We start from the raw sequence: 20,490 nt of genomic DNA, 5'->3' as shown, positions 1-20,490 counted from the left end.
GGTGAAGAAATGGTAAAAGATGTGGCTTACCCTACATGTCATCCTCTCCCTCTTCCCTTTGTCTTTTTCCAGTTCTGGAGAATTCCTGCATGCGAAAAAACTTGCTGGTGCTCGGTTTCGCTTTAAGTCTCTTAGGTTCGCCTGTCACGCCGTCTTACTTGTCGACAGCAACGTTGTTTGCTGAACCACCCGTTGGAAGTCAGCGCACGGCGTTAGATGATTATGTCGCCAAACCAGATAACACTTATGAGTGGAAGGTGGAAGAAACGGTCGAGAATGCCGGATTCAAGACGGCGATCATCCAACTCAAGTCGCAGACGTGGCGAACCGAGAAGGATGTCGACCGCCCGGTGTGGGAGCATTGGTTGGTGGTAACGGTGCCTCCCAAGGTGACGTCCGATCGCGCGTTCTTGATGATCGGTGGTGGTAGCCACAACAGCAAACAACCGACAGGCCCAGACGCTATCACAGGGCAAATTGCGCTCGCCACCGGTGGTATTGTCGCCGAACTCAAAAATGTTCCAAACCAACCGCTGGTGTTTCACGGAGATGGACAGCCTCGCGTTGAAGATGACTTGATCGGCTACGCTTGGTCGCAGTTCTTGGAATCGGGCGATGCGACGTGGCTGCCTCGACTCCCGATGGTGAAGAGCGCTGTTCGCGCCATGGACTGCATGACGGAATACGCGGCATCGGAAGCGGGGGGGAAGAACAAGGTATCGAAGTTCATTGTGGCAGGAGGATCGAAGCGAGGCTGGACGACTTGGATGACCGGTGCGGCAGATAACCGTGTCGAAGCGATCGTCCCCATCGTCATCGATGTGGTGAACGTCGATCCTTCGCTGCGTCATCATGCTGAAGTGTATGGTTTCTGGTCCGAAGCGATCGGAAACTATTACCAACACAAGATCATGCAGCGATTCGATCATCCACGATTGAAAGAACTCTATTCCATCGTGGATCCGTATTACTACCGTGGCCGATTGACGATGCCCAAGTACATCGTCAACGGCAGCGGTGATCAATTTTTTGTCCCCGACTCATCGCAGTTCTACTACGATCAGTTGCAAGGTGAAAAGTTGATTCGGTATGTGCCCAACGCGGACCATGGATTGAAGAACACCGATGCCGTTCAAAGCATTGCCAGCTTCTACCAACTCGTCGCCATGGGCAAACCACGTCCCGAATACGCTTGGACGTTCGAGAAGGATGGAACTATTCGCGTGACGACAAAGTCAAAGCCTTCCAAGGTGCTTATGTGGCAAGCCAACAATCCCAAGGCTCGCGATTTCCGCCTCCAAACCATCGGTCCCGCTTTCACGAGCACACCTCTTACCGAATCAAGTCCCGGAGTTTATATCGCTCCGAAAGCGGAGGCAAAGCCAGGATGGACTGCGACCTTCATTGAGCTCACCTACGATGTCGGAACCTCGTTCCCACTCGTGGTGACCACGGCAGTTCGTATTTCACCCGATAATCGACCCTATGAAGGAGTCGATCTTACAAAAGTTGGGTACGAACCCGAGTTGAATGGCGCTAAAGAGCGTACTGGCAAGTAAACCTACCCGGTTGCTTCACGAGATTAGAAAATAATGGTCCATGTAAGTATTTATCTTTAAGAGGTTGGGTTTATGAAAAAGGCTTCGTTCAAACAAGGTTTCACCCTCGTGGAACTTTTGGTAGTAATCGCGATTATCGGTATTTTGGTCGGGCTGCTTTTGCCAGCTGTTCAAGCTGCCCGCGAAGCAGCACGAAGAATGCAATGCTCCAATAACCTCAAACAACTGGGACTCGCGCTGCATAACCATGAGTCGGGGTACAAGTGGGTTCCTGCTTGTCGCCGAGAGTTCCCCCTTACTGATACGTACGCTGCGACTGGGAACCCCTATTTCACCCTAACCCGTGATGCCCGCAGCCCGCATGGTCCGCTCGGGCAATTGCTACCCTTTATGGAACAGAGCAACATCACGAATCTGTTCGATACGAAGAAGGCTTTGCTCGACCCAATTAACAATGTTCCACCATTCCCAGGAGCTCTCAATACGCCTGCTGTGCAGGCGACTGTTCCGTCGTTCATCTGTCCGTCGACCCCCGATTCCCCCTCCAATTACGGTCCTTATTTCGCTCCCTTGGGCTTTCCAGCGAATATGGCCTATAACATGCCAAGGACGGACTATGCTCCTATGCGCGGTATCCATTCGTGGCTCGCGCAGTGCGTTGGACTTCCGAGCGCGAATACCGAAAATGCGATGCTTGGCACGACCGATCCAATCAACAAGTTTACCGTTAAATTTGGTGAGGTTTCCGATGGGTTGTCCGCGACCTTCTGCTTCTTGGAGATTGCAGGTAAACAAAACGCGTATTTCATGCGAAAGAACATTGCGATTCCCCCAAACTTCATCAGTTTGAACTCGTTCTATGGTGACTGGAATATCGCCAGGCAAGTTCGGGGATACAACACAGGCGTTGTTCCCACACCGGCGGCAACCAATGGTGCACAGGGATGTTCGGTGATCAATGTGTTCAATGAAAACAACCCCTATTCTTTCCACACTGGTGGGATCCAAGCGGTTCGCGGCGACGGATCGGTGGGGTTCTTTAGCCAGAGCATGGACAACCAAGTCTTCGTGGCACTTCTTTCCAGAAACGGCGGGGAAGTGGTCTCTTCGGAGAACTAGGCTGCAGCAGCCACCTCTTTTGTCTAACTACAAGGCGAGAGTTCGATCCTCTCGCCTTCTTTTTTTCATACGGCAATCGAACCGGATGAGTCTTCAACTCCATTTGATGAAAGTGAATTCCATGTGTGTGGGTGAGAATCGTTTTGGGAATGTTCCTTGCGCGAGGATGGCTACTCTCGCGTCACTCCTTCTCGGGCTCGTGGCTTTCGTTGGCTGCGGAAGCGGTGGCCCAGCGTTGGTCAAAGCCAAAGGTAAAGTGCTGGTAGACGGAAATCCCGCGCCAGGTGCGATCGTGCTTCTTCATCCCGATTCTCCGGCGAACTCGGCGGTTGCGAATGGAATCACCGACGCCAATGGAGTCTTTGCTCCCCTCACCGGTACGGACGAAGGAATCGCGGAAGGTACTTATCGCGTTACCGTGATTTGGCCCGATCCCAAGATGAGTGGCGGTGACGGCACTTTGCAGTTCGGAGCATCGCAATCCAAAGATCCCCCCGATCTTCTCAAGGGAAGGTATGTGATGCGGGACAAATCAAAATTGACCGTAACGGTGAGTCGCTCGAATCCGGAGTTGCCTCCGCTAGAACTCACCACGAAGTAGGAACGCTCTACTGGGAATGGATGGCTATGGCTTGAGAAACTCGGTCGTGTAAGCCGCATCAGGCTTCGCGACCGAGGCATCGATGATCTTGAGATCTTGTAGGGTCTGCCCTAACTCTTTCCAGCGATCGGCGGTCATGGTTCCCATCGAAACTGCAGGCTCCCCTTCCGGGTAGCAAAGTTTCTTCAGCGCGATGACACCATAATCCAAGGCTGCTTTCTCCAGCCCTTGCTTATTGTTCTTCAAGATAATCGCGTTGGATTCCTCGGGGGATTCAAGATACTTTTGCCATCCTTCGATGCAAGCCTGCGTCATTTTTTGGCACAACTCCTTGTTCTTTCCCAGGTACGACTCGGTAGTGACCAAGAGGCTCGCGTAGGGATTGTATCCAATCGTCGACAACATCAGCTCATTCACTTCGACTCCCTGCTGACGTGCCATGAATGGCTCGCTGAAGTTGTAACCTTGGCAAGCCACATTCTTTTCTGCCACCAGTTGGGCGACCGAGCCAAAGTATGGGACGACTTCCACGTTGTCCTGCAGGAAGCCCTTGCTCTTCAAGAAGGGAACGTACGGGCGGGTCGAATCGATTTGAAGCTTGATCCCCTTCAGTTTGTCAAAGGAATCGATTCCAGAGTCTTGTCGGGTCAAGATGCAGCGAGGGCCATCTTGAATGGGAGCCATGAGGGCGACGAGTGGGATATCGGCATTCCGAGCGATCAAAACATCATCTGCATTGGCGACGCCAAACGCGACTCGGCCTAGCAGCAATTCTTCACGAACGACGGTCGTCTTTCCACCCGGCTTGATCTCCACATCGAGGCCGTGCTTTTGGAAGATCCCGTGGACTTGAGCGGCGTAGAATCCACCGTGCTCCGCTTCGGGATACCAATTCAACAGCAGAGAGACTTTCGTGAGCGGGGCCGTTCCACCCTGTCCTGACAACTCTTTTGCCGCCTGCGCTTGTTCGGGCGAAAGCTTTTGGCTCGCGGATTTGTTCCCTGCGGAAGGGGCTGGCCCACATCCTCCGATCCACGAAAGGAGCAAGGTGCACAGAAGCGTGAAGCCCATGGAGAGCTTCGGTGAAAAAGTCGTTGACATGCGACGGACTGCGAGGTTGGTGTTGGGTAAACAATTTCAGCGTGCTGAAATGAGTTTACCAGGAAGGCAACTTCGTTGCATCGCGTTGGCCGCTGATCGTCAGACGACGATTTCAAGAAGATCGGTTCGTCCCGAAACCAGGGATCGGACAACCGAGACCAATTCAGTCATGCTAAATGGCTTTTGCAGCAATCGTTCGATACCGTACTTTTGCCTCATGACATCGGTGTCGAGTTCGAGAGTCTTCGCCGAACACATCACAATGTGCATGTCGTGGTTATGAAGCTCGTTCCTCAACATGTCGCAGATTTGCTCCCCATTGAGAATTGGCATCTCGTAATCGGTGAGGAGGATATCGAAGTGTTCCTGCTGAAGCAGATGAATAGCCTCTTGGCCATTGGCGGCCAAAGTTGCGTCAAGCCCCGCACGTTCGAGATTGAATCGCAACAAATTGCCGATGACAATGCTGTCTTCGGCAATGAGTACCTTTGCGGCACGTGGCGATTGTTCTGAAACAAGGGGGAATGACATATTCGACTTCTTACATTGCTGAGTACATATAATGGTAATGGGCATGACATCGAGGCGAAGTAATCTAAGACGGAGCAATGCGCTTAGCAAATTTCTTTTTCAGATTTCTAGCGGAATGATTGGTTTTGCGTGCTAGATAACTACGGAGGGTTACGTAAATCTTCCCAAGCCCTTATCGCATTCCGCACGATCGTTACAAATGATACCAATTCGACAGCCGCTGCTCTCAGGACGACATCTTGCTACAGCACATCGATGGGCAAGCGGCTTTAGTGAATCGCTCGGAGGATTTTTGTCCGTCTACCAGCTCAATTCCGAGCAATCGAGCGAATTCGAGCCGATCATTCAGCTATGGTGCGAACCTACCGAAGCGTTGAGTGAAAGCCAATTGGAGGCGCTGAGATTATTAGCTGGTCAACCGATCGCTGGCCACGAAGAAAACACGATTGAGTTGTTGGAATGCAATTGCCCAGGGATCGATGGACGTTGTTACGTCGGGTCCGTTCCCATTTGGGGGATTCGTTTCGCGTGCGTTCTCCCTGTTTCGCTCGAGACCAATGGACGCCATGTGCGAAGCCTTGCACTCGCGCACCTAAAGATGGTGCAGTCTTTGGAAGAGAATCAAAGTTCCAAGATGCAGGGGCGCGCATTCGTTCAACAAGTAACGCAAGACTTTGAGGAGTTAACTTGGCTGCGAGGAGTGAGTCAGCAGATTGGGAACGCGGACATTCGATCGTCCATGCTCGACGTTGCAACCTCACAGCTTCCCATGCTTCGAAGCGTCATCCGTAGCGAGCTGATCGCGTTGGTCCCCTCCGATCTGATCGAAAATCCAACGGAGGACAGCCTCTCTCGCATTACATCGGTTGGAACCCCTCCCTGCGATTGGGAACAGATCATCGAGTTTGTACGAAGCTGCTCACAACGAAGTCCTGCTCCAACGCTCGTCTTCAATATTCAGACCGTAGCAAATCTGTTCGAACCCTTTCCCGCCATTCGGAACTGTATTCTGGTTCGTGTGGAAAAACAAAATCGAAAATTCGGCTACTTGGTTGCCCTCAATCGCAAAATGGAATTTCTGGGTGATAGTCCGGAGGACTTTTTCAACATCGATCCAAACGGCTTGCAGTTTGGAACCTTTGAAGCCGGTTTGTTGAGCGTTCTCGCGACGGTTCTGTCTGGACACGCCACGAACGGAGAACTGTTTCGCGAGCAAGAGAATTTGCTGACCGGTGTGATACGCGCCGTGATCAATGCCATCGACGCCAAAGACACGTATACCTGCGGTCACAGCGACCGCGTGGCATTGTTTGCCAAAGCCATCGCCATGCAAATGGGACTGGAGCAAGAAGAATGCGAACGGATCTATATGTCGGGGTTGCTGCACGATGTGGGTAAAATCGGTGTTCCCGATTCCATCCTTGGCAAGCCAGGAAAATTGACCGATGAAGAATTCGCAGCGGTCAAGAAGCATCCTGAAATCGGTTATCAAATCCTGAAACACCTCACTCCGCTGGAATATGTCCTACCCGGCGTCTTGCATCACCATGAAGCGGTCAACGGAAAAGGCTATCCGGCAGGCCTGGTCGGGGAAGCCATTCCACTTCAAGGAAGGATCTTGGCCGTAGCAGACGCCTACGATGCGATGACGAGCGACCGACCTTACCGCAAAGGGATGCCATCGGAAAAGGCCGAAGCGATCCTTCGCAGCGAATCCGGTGTGACTTGGGATGAAATGGCTGTCCAAGCGATTTTGAATTGCATCGCGGAGGGGACCGTCTCTCCCCAATCCAGTATTCCCGCTGCAGTCGCAACGTTACCTTCCACCCCTCCCTCCTATCCACCCGCCATGCCGCTTGCGACCACCACCAGCCTCAGCAGCTAGTGTGCACCGCGCATCCCCCCCTCCTTTGTAGCTCGGGTCACTGGGCCGTAATCTCCCGATGAATAAGGTGGGGGGGAGGTTTCTCGCCAAGGCGCAAAGTCGCAAAGGCCATCCGGAAATTCGTTTAACAGTCAGCCGCCAGACGTACTCCGCTCCCTACCTTTGCGCCTTCGCGCCTTGGCGAGAAAAACCCTCGCAACGAGAAAGGTGGGTGCCACCTATTGGACTGGCGAGGTTCCCCCCCCAGAAGGTGGGTGTCACCTATTGCCGAAGGTGGGTGTCACCTATTGCTCCTCCTATTACCCCCCAAAATGTGGGTGCCACCTATTACCCCTCCTTTGTAGCTCGGGTCACTGGGCCGTAATCTCCCGATGAATAAGGTGGGGGGGAGGTTTCTCGCCAAGGCGCAAAGTCGCAACGAGAAAGGTGGGTGCCACCTATTGGACTGGCGAGGTTCCCCCCCAGAAGGTGGGTGCCACCTATTACAATTGCTCCTCATCTATTGCACCTCGCATCCTCCCTCCTTCGTAGCTCGTATGACCCAAAATGTGGGTGCCACCTATTGAGCCCCTTTAACAGTCAGCCGCCAGACGTACTCCGCTCCCTACCTTTGCGCCTTCGCGCCTTGGCGAGAAAAACCCTCGCACTCCCCATGCACCACCCCGTGCGCCCTGCCAGAGAAAGGTGGGTGCCACCTATTACCCCCCAGAAGGTGGGTGCCACCTATTACCTGCCCACCTATTGCCTGCCAGCCTCAGCAGGAAGTGCGCACCGCGCATCCCCCCTCCTTCGTAGCTCGGGTCAATAGGCCCGTAATCTCCCGATGAATAAGGTGCGGGGGAGGTTTCTCGCGAAGGCGCAAAGTCGCAACTACCCCCCAGAAGGTGGGTGTCACCTATTGCCCCTCTCATCTATTGCACCTCGCATCCTCCCTCCTTCGTAGCTCGTATTACCCAAAATGTGGGTGCCACCTATTGAGCCCCTTACCCAAAATGTGGGTGCCACCTATTGTGAGCCCCCGATGAATAAGGTGGGGGGAGGTTTCTCGCCAAGGCGCAAAGTCGCAAAGGCCATCCGGAAATTCGTTTAACAGTCAGCCGCCAGACGTACTCCGCTCCCTACCTTTGCGCCTTCGCGCCTTGGCGAGAAAAACCACTCGCACTCCCCATGCACCACCCCGTGCGCCCTGCAAATTGCATCTTCAAACTGACGGCGCCGCGATCAAACTGGTGACGCATCCAGGCGTGTAACTTGCGATCTGTTTTCGGCTGGTGATCGAAAGGAACGTATCTCTCTTGGCGAAGACGCATATTCGTCTCTTCTATGCGTGAAGTTCTGTTGCTTGCTACTTCTTGGCACGCGGTTTGTTTACATCTAACTCCATCAAAGCGTTGTCGATGGTTGGACTCGGAACGGAAGAAAGTGCGAAGGTGCATGATGAGTTGTTGGAAGATAATGAGATCCAAAGGGATCTTCACGGCTTGGATCGGTTTGATTCTGGGGCTTTCGATGTCCACCAGCTCATGGGCCAGAAACCCGTGGTCGAGCGAAGTGGGGGATGCGAGGGCTGTTCAAAGCAAGACCGAAGACATCGCAGAGCGATTGCGAGACAAGTTCCCGTTTTGCCCAGCAACCAGCATCGCCGCACACCTGGACCAATCTGCCAATCAACTCGAATCGTTGATCGAGCAAGGTGCATCGTGGTGGCAAGTTCAATCGGCATTGCGACAAACACGATCGCTCTCCAGTCAAACGCACCGCGTCGCGGCAGCAGATCGCCATGTTCGGGAAGACCGACGATTGATGAGCTACTTTGGTGAACTCAACCGACGACTCGACAAACTGGATCAAGAGTTGCGAGAAGCCTATGCGAAGTCCTCCACGCCCATTTGCCCGCCCGATCGTCCACACGGTGGATACGATGGCGGTCATCATGGCGGTGGCATCTACCCAGATCGGCCTTCGCATTATCCATCTTGGGATCGTCCATCTTGGGATAGGCCGTCCTCGGATAGACCGATCGGAATTCCACCTGTATGGGGAGCGCCTCCGTCAGGAGGACGTGTCGAGATTCATTATCAATCCAATCGCGTCCCTGCGAGAAGCACGCCGAGCGTCGGACGCCAAGTCCTCTCCTCGGTTCTCACCGAACTGGTCAATGGACTGTAGTGCACCTGTTCCGCGATGTGGCAGAGGGGGATGGTGGAGCTCAACGTTCCAGGTGCCAAGCGGGGTTGGCATAGCGGGTTTGCATGAGTTGTTCGACCCAATCCGATAACTTGCCTTGGTAGGGATAGTCCTCCCAAGGCTTGTCGGCATTCCAGATTCTTCGCAATTGCTGCCCCAGCTCGTGCTCGAATGCAATTCGATCTATCGAGACATCTTGCAGGAGATTTTTGACAAAGCTCTTATGGGGACGGCGTTCTCGATACTCGGGCTGGCGCGGTGGCTCGAGCAAGTAGCGATCAACCCATTCGAGTGGCATGTCGAGAAGAAGCGTGCCGTGATAAATCATCGCATGCCGTTTGCACCGAAGCGCATTTCCAGAGAACTTGTAGGGACCATCGGTTAAATCGCAAGTTCCCTGTAGCGCAATCTCCTTGGTGATTCCAAACGTACCAAGAGCTGCCGTCACCGCGTCTTTCGTCCGACCCATCACCTCGCGATGGGCGATATCGAGAGAACGCCATGTCGGCCGCTTTGCATACGAAATTTGCACCGAGACCATCAAGCAGCCGGGGCCCGCAACAATGGTGGATCCGCCGCTCGAGCGGCGCAGTACCGGGATCCCGTCCGCGTTGCATCGCTCGAAACAAACCTCTTCACCGACGCGGCTTGCTCTACCCATGACGACGACAGGCGAATCGAAACTCCACACTCGCAAGACTTCGAGGGATGATCGATCGTCTGCGCTATCCTGCCGACCGCTGTTCTCGGTTTCTTGCTCATGCAGAACTTCATCGGCCAATTCGACACACGCTTCCTCCCATGCGACGTTTCGTTCGGGTGCCTGGAAGGAGTGTTCGGAAAAATACATCGGAGACCGGTTGGGTTGGATGGAATGGCTGTCTGCGTCGGCAACCAGGGGCTACCGCGCGGCGACGGACGAGGTCGGTTGGGCTAGAAGATACTTCGGGGGAGCCGTGTGAGCTATGCGATTTCCTTTCTTGGGCTCCACGAGCCCTACCTGGTTCCATGGCTGGATTGCTTGACGAATGGCCTGGAGAAGCATTTCGTCGCTTGCAAAGGCTCCCTGTTTAACTTGAGCATACAATCCCTCTGATTGCTCTCTCATCGCTCGGCTCCCTGACAGGAGATAGCCATCGGACCAAGTCTGCGGATCACGAATCAATTGCTGCTCGAAAGCGATAGCTGCGATGAAATAGAAACTGGCGAGCGCTCGAAACCGATGGAAGCTGGGGAGTCCGGCGTAAGTCAGGGCGACCAGCATATCGATCCAATCGATCTCGCTTTGAAGTTGGGAATCGTAATCAGCCCATTCCGCATCCATTGCAAATTCTTTCCGCGCCAGTCGCTCCGCCAATCGCATCACTCCGCTCAGCCCGTGTGCGATGCCCGTGCTGTGCAAGGGATCGATAAACCCGAAGGATGTAGGGATGGCGGCCCAACCAGGACCGCAAGCTTTCCGCATACGCCGGCTAAGCCTCGGCGCGAATTGGAGCCCGCCCTCCGGTGCGTCCCAAACCGCCTGGGCCATCATCGCCTCGATGGTTGGGTAACGTTCGCAAGCATGCTGCCACACCTTCCTCCGTTGATTCTTGTCGAGACCAGGAGTTCCTTGGGCTTGCCATCGCTCGGTGGGTAGCACCAACCCGACGCTGGTGACCCCATGTTGAAACCGAAGCATCCAAAACCAGCCATCTTCCAGAACATGATGCTGCGCCGAATCGTCAGGATGAAAGTAATCTCTTGCATCATGGTCGAAGGAACTCGAATGCTCCCGCATCGAACCCACATTCTGAAAATGCCCCCACAAGGCACCGGTTTGCGTTCGCATCCGATCCGATGCGTCGGCATTCCCAAGCCACTTCGCCGAGAAACCTCCGCCGCCGCTCGCATCTACCAAGAACCGAGTGCGATGAACCGTTCGGTCCGTTTCAAGGCTTGAGGATGGTGCGAACTCCACCTGCCATCGATATCCCGACCCTCCTACTGCATTGGCTTCTTGTCGAACTTGCAGGACTTCGCACTCTTCTAATAGAGTGCAACCCGATCGCGTGGCTTGCTGTGCCAAGAAGTGATCGACATCGCTCCGGAGCCACTGAGTATCGCTCCACGCGTCCTGGGCCGATGCGGCGACCAAGTACGAGCCCGAGTGATCGGTGTCGTCGCGATGGGGCTCTCCGGCTCGATGCTCGTAATAGGCAAAACCACGTTTCTTTCCGCATCGCAAGGAGGGGTAGGTTCGTTGCCAATCTCCCCAAGCGGCCAAGGGCCGCAACTCCTGCAATCCCCAACGGTCGGCCAAATAGGCCAGAAGAAAATCCGCGGTGGGGGTCGTGGATTCCCCCACGGCGAATCGAGGGTGAGACTGCTTGTCGATGATCGTCACCGACAATCCCTGCTTGGCCAGAATCCATCCCAAGATCGAACCGGTAAAGCTAGAGCCAACAATCAAGACATCGCTTTGGTGCATCGACATGCAATCGCCTCATCAATTTCACGCCAATACTGATCCAAGTTCACTTGATCGATCCGCCTAAGTCGAGCTTTCGAACATCGATCGCACTGACCCGGAATCGAGGACCAGTCCCATGTGTCGGCCACAACGATCTGTTGAGGAAACAGTTCCAAACAACGTTGAAACGCTGTCTCAAGCGCGTCGAGTGCCGGCAATCGATATAGTCCGTCGTCGATCAATCGATCCAGCCATGGATTCCCGCGCCGGGTTGGAATCAACGAGATATGGCGCACTCCCGCATTCGCCGCAAACTGCACGGTGTCGATCAACGATGCGATCGCCTCCTCAGGCCGCACGCCAGGCGGCTGAAGCAAGACAAAGGCCCTACCATCGATCTCTTCCTCCCTGAGCCATCGCATCGCATCGTCGTAGTCGCAAGGGTGCATTTGTTTGTTCATGACTTGCATGGCGAATGGGTGGACCGTTTCGAGCCCTATCGCGATTTCGAGTTTCCCGTGCAGCAGATCCCGAAATGTCCGCACGCGTTCTCGATCCAGCAATCGGGGATGGTTCTCGACAATCACGCGATCCATGGAGGCCACGCGGCGACCGATTTCTATGCGATCGGAATCCGGGACTGCTCGCGGGTCAAAGAAGTTGCTTGCGTTGTAAAGCTTGATCCATGGAGCAGGAGGGAGATTCGCAAGCCCGATTTCAACTTGGGCGATCAAATCTCCGGCTTTGGTTTCCGTGTCGAAGGTGTGCTTCCAAAGATCGCACATCGAACAGGCGAAGGGGCACTCCGCTCCAGTCAAAAAGAGAGTTGCGACCTCGACGACCTCCCCGCGGCATGCGGGCTCCCTTTGGAGGAAATAGCCTGCGGGTTCTCGCGGCGAGAGCAAGGATTTAGCACCTCGCGCGCGGACGATCTCGGAGCGGGTCGCGCGGCTCAAGATCGCTTGCTCCGCTTCGCTCAGCTCCATAACGATAGGAATATCTTCCGATACTCCGCTTCGCTTTTGGGGAAGAGGGTTTGGAATCGGGAGTTCTCAATCGCTCCGTGCTGGAATCGCTTCTTGGGGAAGGATGGCATGTCGATACCCGTCAGAGCTTTGATGCCGCTCCGAACGATCGCCCCCTTCAACTCATAAAGTTTTTCATGGTTCCAGTCGGTCAAGTCGATGAACGGAATCCCTTCGGCAACTTCGATCACGCGCGGCAATGCGAAGGGGCTGAATCCCTCGAAACCGAAATGCTCGGCGGGGGCCCAAGTCCGAATGTGTCCGCGGCTTTGCCCCCCGCTGTAAACAAGTGAATGTTTGATCGCATGAACACCCCATCCTTCTTGATAGAGCATCAAATTGTTCAGCACACTTCGGATCGTCAGCTCGGGGTTTTCTTCGATTGGGTAATCTTTGAGATTCTCGTCACCGCCATCGCCGTCGACGAGATATTTCCAGTCGGGATAGCGCTGGCGAATTCCACGGCAGAGTGCCATCGCCATGGTTCCGCTTTGCACGTCGAGTGGCTTGTAATCCTCCATGACTTGAATGGTCTCGCGAACGCTGAGGGATTCGCTCGACTGATCGATGACTTCCCACAGTTCCTCAACGCCACACGCGCGAACAAACGCATGGGATTGGTCTGCATCGGAGGAGTGGCCATCGATTCGAAGCGTGAACGCCTTCAAGCGGGATGGCGACTCTCCTCGCTTCAATAGCAAGTGATAGAGTGTGAGGAGTACGGCGCCGGAATCGACGCCACCCGAAAAGAGGACGCCGATCGGCGCACGCTTGGGTATCCGATCCAGCCATCGGTCGCATTCGTCTCGCAAGCGTTCGATGTATTGCGTACCAATCCCTTCGATATCGCAGGGGAGTTTGTTTCGTTCGGGGGTAAAATAGCGATCGTATTGCGGGTTGGGATCAGGGCATCCGATCAATTCCAGTTGCATCAAGTAGTGGGCTGGGACCATCCGCGTATAGGAGGGATGGAACTGATCCTCAAGTCCCATCTCTTTCAGTTTTTGACGGAGGGTCGCCATCTTTTCGGCGACGATCAAGCAGGGCCCCTCCGATCTCTTGGCGAGAAAGTAGCGCATCGGTCGGCCGATGGAACGGGCCATGCGGATCATCTTCCCATCCTGCGCGAGAATCGCAAATTGACCATCGATCTCGCCAACCAATGCGGGATCACCGGAAGCGACTCTCCGATGGGCTTCCTCGTAGTCCATGTTCAGAAGGATGTTTTGGCTCGGATCCAGGAGGTTCTCGACTCGCGATAGATATGCGTGGTGCTGCATGGGATGGAGGAAACTCCGATGAGAGGATGGTGGGTAATGACGTGTAAGTTATCGCAGTCTTGGTGGCGAGGATCAAGTTCAGACGAGGTTCCAGTCGAAATGCTCGAGCAGAGTGCGGACGCCACGTTGCAATTTGCTTTCGAATCGATAGGCATTCCAGATCACCGCGATCTTGCGCTTGGGAACAGGTGCAACCATCGATCGGTACAAGATCTTTTTGGTGGTACTGCAAGCCATCTGTGGGACAAATGAAAGGCCTTGTCCGGCCGCGACCAACTCCAAGACCGTGGCCATCTGCGCGGTTCGATCGAGCTGGACAGACTGAATGGATCGTCTGCGGCAATAGGCGTCGATTTGGTCGGAAAGGCAATGCCCTTCCCCTAGCATGATCAGTGGCTCGCCCGAAAGGTCTTGTGGTTTGAGTTCTGGTTTGGCCGCTAGGGGATGATCGACGGGGAGGGCAACGAGGAGCTCTTCCTCGTGCAATGTTTTGGAATCGAGATACCCCAGCTCGACCGGGAGGGCTGCAATCACCAGATCGAGCTCGCCAGAATTGCAGGCTTGGAGCAATCGATCGGTGACGTCTTCCCGAATATTCCACGTGGCGGCAGGGAAGGTTTCGCGAGCCTTTTTTAAGATCAGAGGCAAGCAGTAGGGGGCGATGGTGGGGATTGCACCGATGCGGATATTCCCCGTCTTTCCATCGTCGCAGATTTCACGAGGGATCTCATCGAGGAGTTGGACGATTTGGAAAGCGCGTTGTTGAAGCACTTTGCCCGCGTCGGTCATCACCACGCATCGTGTTTGGCGTTCCAAGACTGGCTGCCCCAGCATCTCTTCAATCTTAGCGATCGATCGGCTGAGAGCGGGTTGCGACACGCCAAGCTCTTCGCTGGCGCGGGTGAAGCTGCCGAGTTCTGCTACTTTTAGGAAGTAACGCAATTGTGCAATGTCCAAGGTGCCTCCGGGGGATCCCTATGTGCCAAGGTTTCAGTCGATGCAAACAAATCATCCATGAGCACCGCATTATCCATCGAACGCATAACCTTGGCCATTGCACGCTACGCGAAAAAGGAAGAATCTGAGGACAACAGATCGACCGTTTTAGCCAGTAGACAATCTCGAGCCGGTTTCGATACCGTTTGCAGGAGTAGCCGTTTGCAAAAGTGACCGCTTGCAACGGTAGAGATCGGGGGGACCCAGAATTGGGAGAGGGAGGTTTCTCGCCAAGGCGCCACGGCGCAAAAGAGGGGAGAGATCGTGATGCGTGTCAACCGGGGGCTAGCGTCCATTTTCCATCGATGCCTCTCGCAAGATGGAATCGACGAGGGAATCGAGACTTGGGGATGTGGAAGTGGCGACTTGGGTGCAGCCCTGCGCTAATAACACATCCGTCGCGCGATCGGAAATGGAATACCAGCGTTGTTGGGCGTGATATGGGGCGATCAATGCGCAGGCTTGCTCAGCAATGTTAGCGCTGGTGACGACGATGCCGTCCCAAACGCCTTGATCACAAGCTGTCAGCGTGGCAGCAGGCCAAGCAGCCACCGGCTTTTGTTCGTATACGTTGGCGCCTATGCACTTCGCACCCAGGCTTGCTAGTAACTCGATGCCTTCGGTCCGCCCCGATTCGTTCCGAACGAACAAGATCGATGCACCGGGGGCCTCTGGAGCTAGTAGTGGAGCTAGATTTTCGATCCCGGCGATTTGAGGGGTGCGGTCGGCTCGCAAAGAGTAGTGTTGCAGCGCTTCACTGGTTGCGGTCCCAACCGATGCGATCTTCGATCGACCGAGATGCCTTGCGTCGTAGCCCAGTTGGAAGACTCGGCCCATGAACGCTTCTACACCTGCTGGACTGGTGAAGACGAGCCACGCGTATCGAGCGATGTCATGCAAATGGGGGTCGATCTCGCTCCAATCCTGGACAGGGGAAGTCTCCATCGCAGGTTGCAAGGTGACATGGGCCCCGAGCTCGCTCAGCATGCGGCTCAGTTTGCTCCCCGAATCAGAAGTAGCTGCAATGAGGTAACGTTTGCCGAACAAGGGACGTTGCGAAAACCAATTCATCGTGGCCGCGAGATTCACGACCTCTCCGATGATGCTGATCACTGGGGGACGAAATCCCGGAAGAGAGCGAATGGTTTCGCTTACATTCCCCAGCTCGCAGCGGATGACTTGTTGGTCAGGCCACGAGATGCGGCGGACCAATGCGACAGGCGTCGATGGGGATTTGCCCGACGCGATCAATTGCTGGCTCCAATGCTGCGCGGTGGTGACTCCCATGTAGAGTACGAGAGTACCTGGAAACTGAGCAAGCGATTGCCAGTCGATCCCGTCGTCGGCGTCTTGGCTTCCATCCGACGGTTGGAGTTGCCCCGTGACAAACGCGACGGCTGAAGCCCAGTCTCGGTGGGTCAGGGGGATACCCGCGTAGGCGGTCGCTGCGAGCGCCGCCGTGATACCTGGTACAATCTCGAATGGAACGGAAAGTGCCGCGAGCTGCTCGACCTCTTCGGCTGTGCGCGCGAAGATGGCGGTATCGCCTCCTTTGAGCCGCACCACCGACTTGCCCGCTGCCGCGAACGCGATCGTTTGTTGGTCGATCTCCTTTTGAGTCCACATCCCTCCATGCCCATGTTTGCCCACGCAGAGTTGTTCCGCATGGGGAGACGCATGCCGCAGGATTTCAGGATTGACCAATCCGTCGTAGAGGACGACATCGGCGGTTGCGAGAACTTGGATACCTCGCAGGGTGATCAAGTTGGCGTCGCCCGGTCCTGCCCCGACCAAATAAACCTTGCCCATGGAGGATGAGCGTCTCTTCGGTTCAACCATGCGCAACGACATTCATGGGGCGAGTGTGGATTTTGATTTCGGGAAGGGAGATCAGGATCTCCTTCATCGACGCAGAATGCTCGCAACCGTGGGCGAGAACATGTTCGAGCTCCATCGTTTTCTCGAGACCGTTCCAGAAGCACTCCGGTACGGAAGCGTTTTGGATATCGAGAACTTTGAGATTGGGTAGATAGACCCAGAGGTCGGCGATCGAAGGGGGGAGTTTCAGGTCTCGCATCACGAGGACTTGGAGACGGTTCAATCCGATCCTCGCCATCTTCTGGATTTGCTTTTTCACCGGAAGTTCCGCGAAGGCTTGGTCGGCGATCCAGATTTGGTCGCAGTCGCATGGCGCGACGGCGATCAGACCAAAACCGGGACTGCGTTCGTCTTGACGATTGTCGAAGACACGGACAGAGGACGCATTCGGGGAGTTGACACGATTGTGCACCAACGCCGCCATAAGGCCGACGAAGGCAAAGAGCATGGCATAGTAGGTCGTGTATTGGACTTGTTGAGCCCACCAAGGATTCCCCATGGCAGCCAGGATCGGGGCGGTAGCGATGGCTACGAGGGTAGTAGCTGTTACCCCGGTCAGGGCGATGGTGACGGGTGACCAGACGAGATGTTTTTTTCGACGCAATCGAGGAACTCCTTATGGAGCCATTATGGGGGAGGGGTGGCGAATGGACCAGATGGATTGGCCGTTACACTTTACCTAGGTGTTGGGTGAGGCAGGAGGCGTTTAAAGCGACCGGGTGGCAGGAACGAGCGTCAAAAATAACCAGAAGCTGCTTGCACGGCCGATTTGAGAGCGCATTCTTAAGGCGAATGAGATTGCCTGGGCGAATCCCGCTGCGACAACGACTCGCGGTAAAAGTGGCTAGACGTTGCCACGTTAACAGGGTTGCTTCGCCCCTTCTCATCTTGTTTTCGAGCCTAGGATGCTCGAACGATTCTCAGTAACGACACGTTGCGACAAGGGTGATTCTCCCCCTTCGCTCTGATTCACGGACGACCCTCAACTAGGTTGATTGAAACCATGCGATGCACGATGCAAGCAATTCTGCTAACGCTGTCATTTGCCGTTAGCGCTCCGGCCCAAGAAATCGTCGGGCCCACGACACCTTCACCTGTTCAACCTGCTCCGCAGTTCCTTGACGGAGCCAATCTTCCACCCGTCGCGAACTTGGCCGGGGAAGAAAGTAATGCGAATGCGGGCTGTGTTCGATGTGGTGGTGGGCCTGTTATGGCGTTCCATCCTATGGGGTGCGATCGACCCTATTCGGCGCTCGCGACTCGGATGAGTTGCAACGAAAGCAGCCCGATGTTGTGGGCGACCTATCCCGCCGAACGCGCTGCGGCGATTGCCCATTGCATGCATCACGTCAATCAGCAGTGCGACTGCAAGCATCATTGCAACCTGCTCCATCGCCATGCCAGTGCGGCAGGCTGTGGGCCGGTAGGTGGTTGTCACGGCGCTCCAGGTTGCGATGCGAAAGCGGGTTGCGACTCGGTCGTCGTCAATCGCTACCAAGTTCCGTCCGACGGGGCAGCACCTGCCGTGGCGAAGAAGTCCAACGACCGCAGTGTGTTCGGCATGAAGCTTCCGAGTTGGGGAAGCGCTTCGAGCGGGTCCGACTCCATCAGCGTGAAGTCGTTCACACCGGCTCCTCCTGCAGAAGGTCCGACAAGTCCCTACTTGAAATCGGAACCACATCCTCTCAAGACAGCCACGCTGAGTCCTGTGGCAACCGTACCAGGGCCGGTCGTATTGGCCAGGTAATGGTCGCACTGGTCAGGTAAGCTGTAACGCCTGGTGCTGCTTCGCTTCTTTTTCCGAGTTGGTTCGGTCGATACCTTTTCTAACACGGATTGGGAAGTCGGATCATTCGCACCCACGGATCCTCCGACATAATGGTCATGGTGTGACGATGGAGCGGCATACCATGACCTTTTTTTATTGCCCCCGCCAGCAAATTCTTCTCGAACTCGAACTCGAACTCGAACTCGAACTCGAACTCGAACTCGTGCTCGTACTCGTACTCGTACTCGTGCTCGACTTCAGCACGACTTCCCTCAATTCAGCAGCCAACATCGCGCGATCGACAATCCCCTCGGCCAGCTGTGTTCTGGTCGAGTACGAGTACCGTTTCACTGAGTACGATTGCGAGTACGAAATCCGACTCGGATGGACCATCGCCGCTGATAATCGGCTTCGAACAAGCAGCTTCGGCGCAATGCTTTGCTCGTCCGCTTGCTTCTGCTCGCCCCCCTAACGTTAGTACGACTTCGCGAAGATCGCCATCGTGCTCGTTTCTTTGCCGGTAAGGAAGCACTTGCCGGTCGTCTTCGATGGTGCGTCGCTTCCTGTTGGAGCAAGTGGGATGCAGCGGATGGTGACTTTCAGTTCATCGAGAATCCCCTGCACTTCTTCTTCGCTGGCGAACCAGCAGCGTGCGAATCCGCCGGCGGAAATTTTCGGTTTGTCTTCATCGCCGGCGAAGTAATCGCGGAATTCCTTTTCGGAGTGGAGATCGACCGTTCTGCTTTCTCGCATTTGTAGCGCGCGGTTAAAGAGATTCGTTTGCATTTCCTCCAGCATGGAGCTGATATTGGCAACCAATTCCGCGCGAGGCATCCCAGCCGATTGGTTGGTGTCGCGTCGGGCGACGAAAGCGGCGTTGGCGGCCAAGTCTTTGGGGCCGACTTCGATACGGATCGGAACACCCCGGCGAACGTGGTACCACTTCTTCTCGCCGCCGCGCAGATCGCGGTCATCGATATCGACGCGGATTTTGTCATCGCCGAACGATTGAGTGCGGAGTTCTTGTTGGAGAGATTTGCAGTACTCGAGAACTTCGGTTCGCTGCGCAGCATCCCGATAGATCGGCATGATGATCGCATGAATCGGTGCCAATCGGGGGGGAATCACGAGTCCGTCGTCATCGGAGTGGGACATGATCAAGGCACCGACGAGTCGGGTGGAAACGCCCCAAGAAGTTGTCCAAGCGTAAGCGATCTCGCTGTTTTGGTCTTGGAATTTGATTTCCTGGGCTTTGGAGAAGTTCTGACCTAGGAAGTGGGACGTGCCGGCCTGCAAGGCTTTGCCATCCTGCATCATGGCTTCGATGGAGAAGGTGTGGACCGCACCGGGGAAGCGTTCGCCAGCTGTCTTTTCGCCCTTGATCACCGGCATGGCCATAAAGTTCTCGGCGAAGTCGGCGTAGACATCGAGCATTTTGCGAGTTTCTTCCATTGCTTCTTCGGCCGTGGCGTGCACGGTGTGTCCTTCCTGCCACAGAAACTCCGCGGTTCGAAGGAAGAGACGGGTTCGCATTTCCCAGCGGACCACGTTGGCCCATTGATTGATAAGGATCGGAAGATCGCGGTAGGATTGGACCCATTTGGCGTACGTCGCTCCGATGATCGTCTCGCTCGTGGGGCGGACAATGAGTGGTTCCTCGAGGGGGCCGGCCGGACGGAGGCCCCCTTTTCCGTCTGGTTCGAGTCGGTGGTGCGTGACGACAGCGCACTCTTTCGCGAAACCTTCGACGTGCTCCGCTTCCTTTTCCAGGTAGCTCATCGGAATGAAGAGCGGGAAGTACGCATTCTGGTGACCGGTCTCTTTGAACATACGGTCCAGCACTCGCTGCATGTTTTCCCACAGGGCGTATCCCCAAGGCTTGATCACCATGCAGCCGCGCACGGACGAGTTTTCCGCCATGTCCGCTCCCTTGATGACTTGCTGGTACCACTCTGGGTAGTCTTCGGCGCGGGTGGGGGTAATCGCTGTTTTGGCGGCCATGGAATCTTCGTCCTCAAGATGTTCTGGGGTTTGGGCTGCGAAAAGTGTATCGGAAACGCTCGTCCCTTCCAGCCGAGTTCCCGTTCGGAGTGATCCGTTGCTCGTTC

The 20,490-nt window shown here is 55.1% G+C and carries 17 protein-coding genes; 7 read left to right on the top strand and 10 right to left on the bottom strand.

Annotated features, from left to right (window positions below):
- The first annotated feature begins 89 nt into the window (after positions 1-89).
- The 3 genes from SH467x_RS07895 to SH467x_RS07885 all read left to right on the top strand — a co-directional run bounded on the left by SH467x_RS07895 (position 90) and on the right by SH467x_RS07885 (position 3,279).
- On the top strand, positions 90-1,559 hold the full coding sequence (locus SH467x_RS07895) for a PhoPQ-activated pathogenicity-related family protein (RefSeq protein WP_482370729.1): 1,470 nt from the start codon (positions 90-92) through the stop codon (positions 1,557-1,559).
- A 72-nt stretch (positions 1,560-1,631) separates the two neighbouring features.
- The gene (locus SH467x_RS07890) at positions 1,632-2,678 is read left to right on the top strand and encodes a DUF1559 family PulG-like putative transporter (RefSeq protein WP_482370728.1); all 1,047 of its coding nucleotides are present in this window, start codon (positions 1,632-1,634) and stop codon (positions 2,676-2,678) included.
- Between the two features lie 85 nt (positions 2,679-2,763).
- Complete coding sequence (locus SH467x_RS07885; RefSeq protein WP_482370727.1) at positions 2,764-3,279, top strand: peptidase associated/transthyretin-like domain-containing protein; 516 nt, start codon at positions 2,764-2,766, stop codon at positions 3,277-3,279.
- 24 nt (positions 3,280-3,303) lie between these two features.
- Here the strand turns inward: SH467x_RS07885 and SH467x_RS07880 are convergent, their stop codons facing one another.
- Together SH467x_RS07880 and SH467x_RS07875 are read right to left on the bottom strand one after the other, a co-directional pair.
- Positions 3,304-4,380 (bottom strand): ABC transporter substrate-binding protein, encoded by a 1,077-nt coding sequence (locus tag SH467x_RS07880; RefSeq protein WP_482370726.1) that lies wholly within the window; start codon positions 4,378-4,380, stop codon positions 3,304-3,306.
- 99 nt (positions 4,381-4,479) lie between these two features.
- The gene (locus SH467x_RS07875) at positions 4,480-4,911 is read right to left on the bottom strand and encodes a response regulator (protein WP_482370725.1); all 432 of its coding nucleotides are present in this window, start codon (positions 4,909-4,911) and stop codon (positions 4,480-4,482) included.
- A 199-nt stretch (positions 4,912-5,110) separates the two neighbouring features.
- Here SH467x_RS07875 and SH467x_RS07870 point away from each other — a divergent pair, with 199 nt between their 5' ends.
- Positions 5,111-6,796: an HD-GYP domain-containing protein gene (locus SH467x_RS07870; protein ID WP_482370724.1), complete on the top strand. Its 1,686-nt coding sequence runs from the start codon at positions 5,111-5,113 to the stop codon at positions 6,794-6,796.
- 1,455 nt (positions 6,797-8,251) lie between these two features.
- A complete protein-coding gene (locus SH467x_RS07865) occupies positions 8,252-8,965 on the top strand; it encodes a hypothetical protein (protein WP_482370723.1) in 714 nt (237 codons plus the stop codon).
- 40 nt (positions 8,966-9,005) lie between these two features.
- On the opposite strand, the gene SH467x_RS07860 is transcribed toward SH467x_RS07865, so the two are convergent.
- The 7 genes from SH467x_RS07860 to SH467x_RS07830 form a co-directional block, all read right to left on the bottom strand.
- Complete coding sequence (locus tag SH467x_RS07860; protein WP_482370722.1) at positions 9,006-9,833, bottom strand: lipoate--protein ligase family protein; 828 nt, start codon at positions 9,831-9,833, stop codon at positions 9,006-9,008.
- A gap of 51 nt (positions 9,834-9,884) precedes the next feature.
- Entirely contained in the window at positions 9,885-11,459 is a 1,575-nt protein-coding gene (locus SH467x_RS07855; protein ID WP_482370721.1) for an NAD(P)/FAD-dependent oxidoreductase, read from the bottom strand.
- Entirely contained in the window at positions 11,432-12,421 is a 990-nt protein-coding gene (locus SH467x_RS07850; protein ID WP_482370720.1) for a radical SAM protein, read from the bottom strand. Before SH467x_RS07850 ends, SH467x_RS07855 begins: the two co-directional genes overlap by 28 nt.
- A complete protein-coding gene (locus tag SH467x_RS07845; protein ID WP_482370719.1) occupies positions 12,412-13,740 on the bottom strand; it encodes an asparagine synthase-related protein in 1,329 nt (442 codons plus the stop codon). The genes SH467x_RS07850 and SH467x_RS07845 overlap by 10 nt, the downstream gene beginning before the upstream one ends.
- Positions 13,741-13,818: 78 nt before the next feature.
- Positions 13,819-14,697, bottom strand: coding sequence for a LysR family transcriptional regulator (locus tag SH467x_RS07840; RefSeq protein ID WP_482370718.1), 879 nt, complete (start codon positions 14,695-14,697; stop codon positions 13,819-13,821).
- Between the two features lie 324 nt (positions 14,698-15,021).
- Positions 15,022-16,545 carry a uroporphyrinogen-III C-methyltransferase gene (cobA, locus tag SH467x_RS07835; protein ID WP_482370717.1) on the bottom strand — a complete coding sequence of 508 codons (1,524 nt, stop codon included), beginning with the start codon at positions 16,543-16,545 and terminating at the stop codon, positions 15,022-15,024.
- 22 nt (positions 16,546-16,567) lie between these two features.
- A complete protein-coding gene (locus tag SH467x_RS07830) occupies positions 16,568-17,218 on the bottom strand; it encodes a hypothetical protein (protein WP_482370716.1) in 651 nt (216 codons plus the stop codon).
- A 399-nt stretch (positions 17,219-17,617) separates the two neighbouring features.
- Between SH467x_RS07830 and SH467x_RS07825 the strand changes: the two genes are divergently transcribed.
- Both SH467x_RS07825 and SH467x_RS07820 read left to right on the top strand, forming a co-directional pair.
- A complete protein-coding gene (locus SH467x_RS07825) occupies positions 17,618-18,361 on the top strand; it encodes a hypothetical protein (protein WP_482370715.1) in 744 nt (247 codons plus the stop codon).
- A gap of 163 nt (positions 18,362-18,524) precedes the next feature.
- Positions 18,525-18,854: a hypothetical protein gene (locus tag SH467x_RS07820; RefSeq protein ID WP_482370714.1), complete on the top strand. Its 330-nt coding sequence runs from the start codon at positions 18,525-18,527 to the stop codon at positions 18,852-18,854.
- A 2-nt stretch (positions 18,855-18,856) separates the two neighbouring features.
- Here the strand turns inward: SH467x_RS07820 and proS are convergent, their stop codons facing one another.
- Positions 18,857-20,383 (bottom strand): proline--tRNA ligase, encoded by a 1,527-nt coding sequence (proS, locus tag SH467x_RS07815; protein WP_482370713.1) that lies wholly within the window; start codon positions 20,381-20,383, stop codon positions 18,857-18,859.
- Positions 20,384-20,490 lie beyond the last annotated feature (107 nt).

The sequence above is a fragment of the Brakhagea slesvicensis genome, assembly GCF_052161625.1.
Taxonomy (GTDB): Bacteria; Planctomycetota; Planctomycetia; order Pirellulales; family Pirellulaceae; genus JBKCUI01.
The sequence above is the reverse complement of the archived record's forward strand: the minus strand, read 5'-3'. Positions and strand labels throughout refer to the sequence as shown.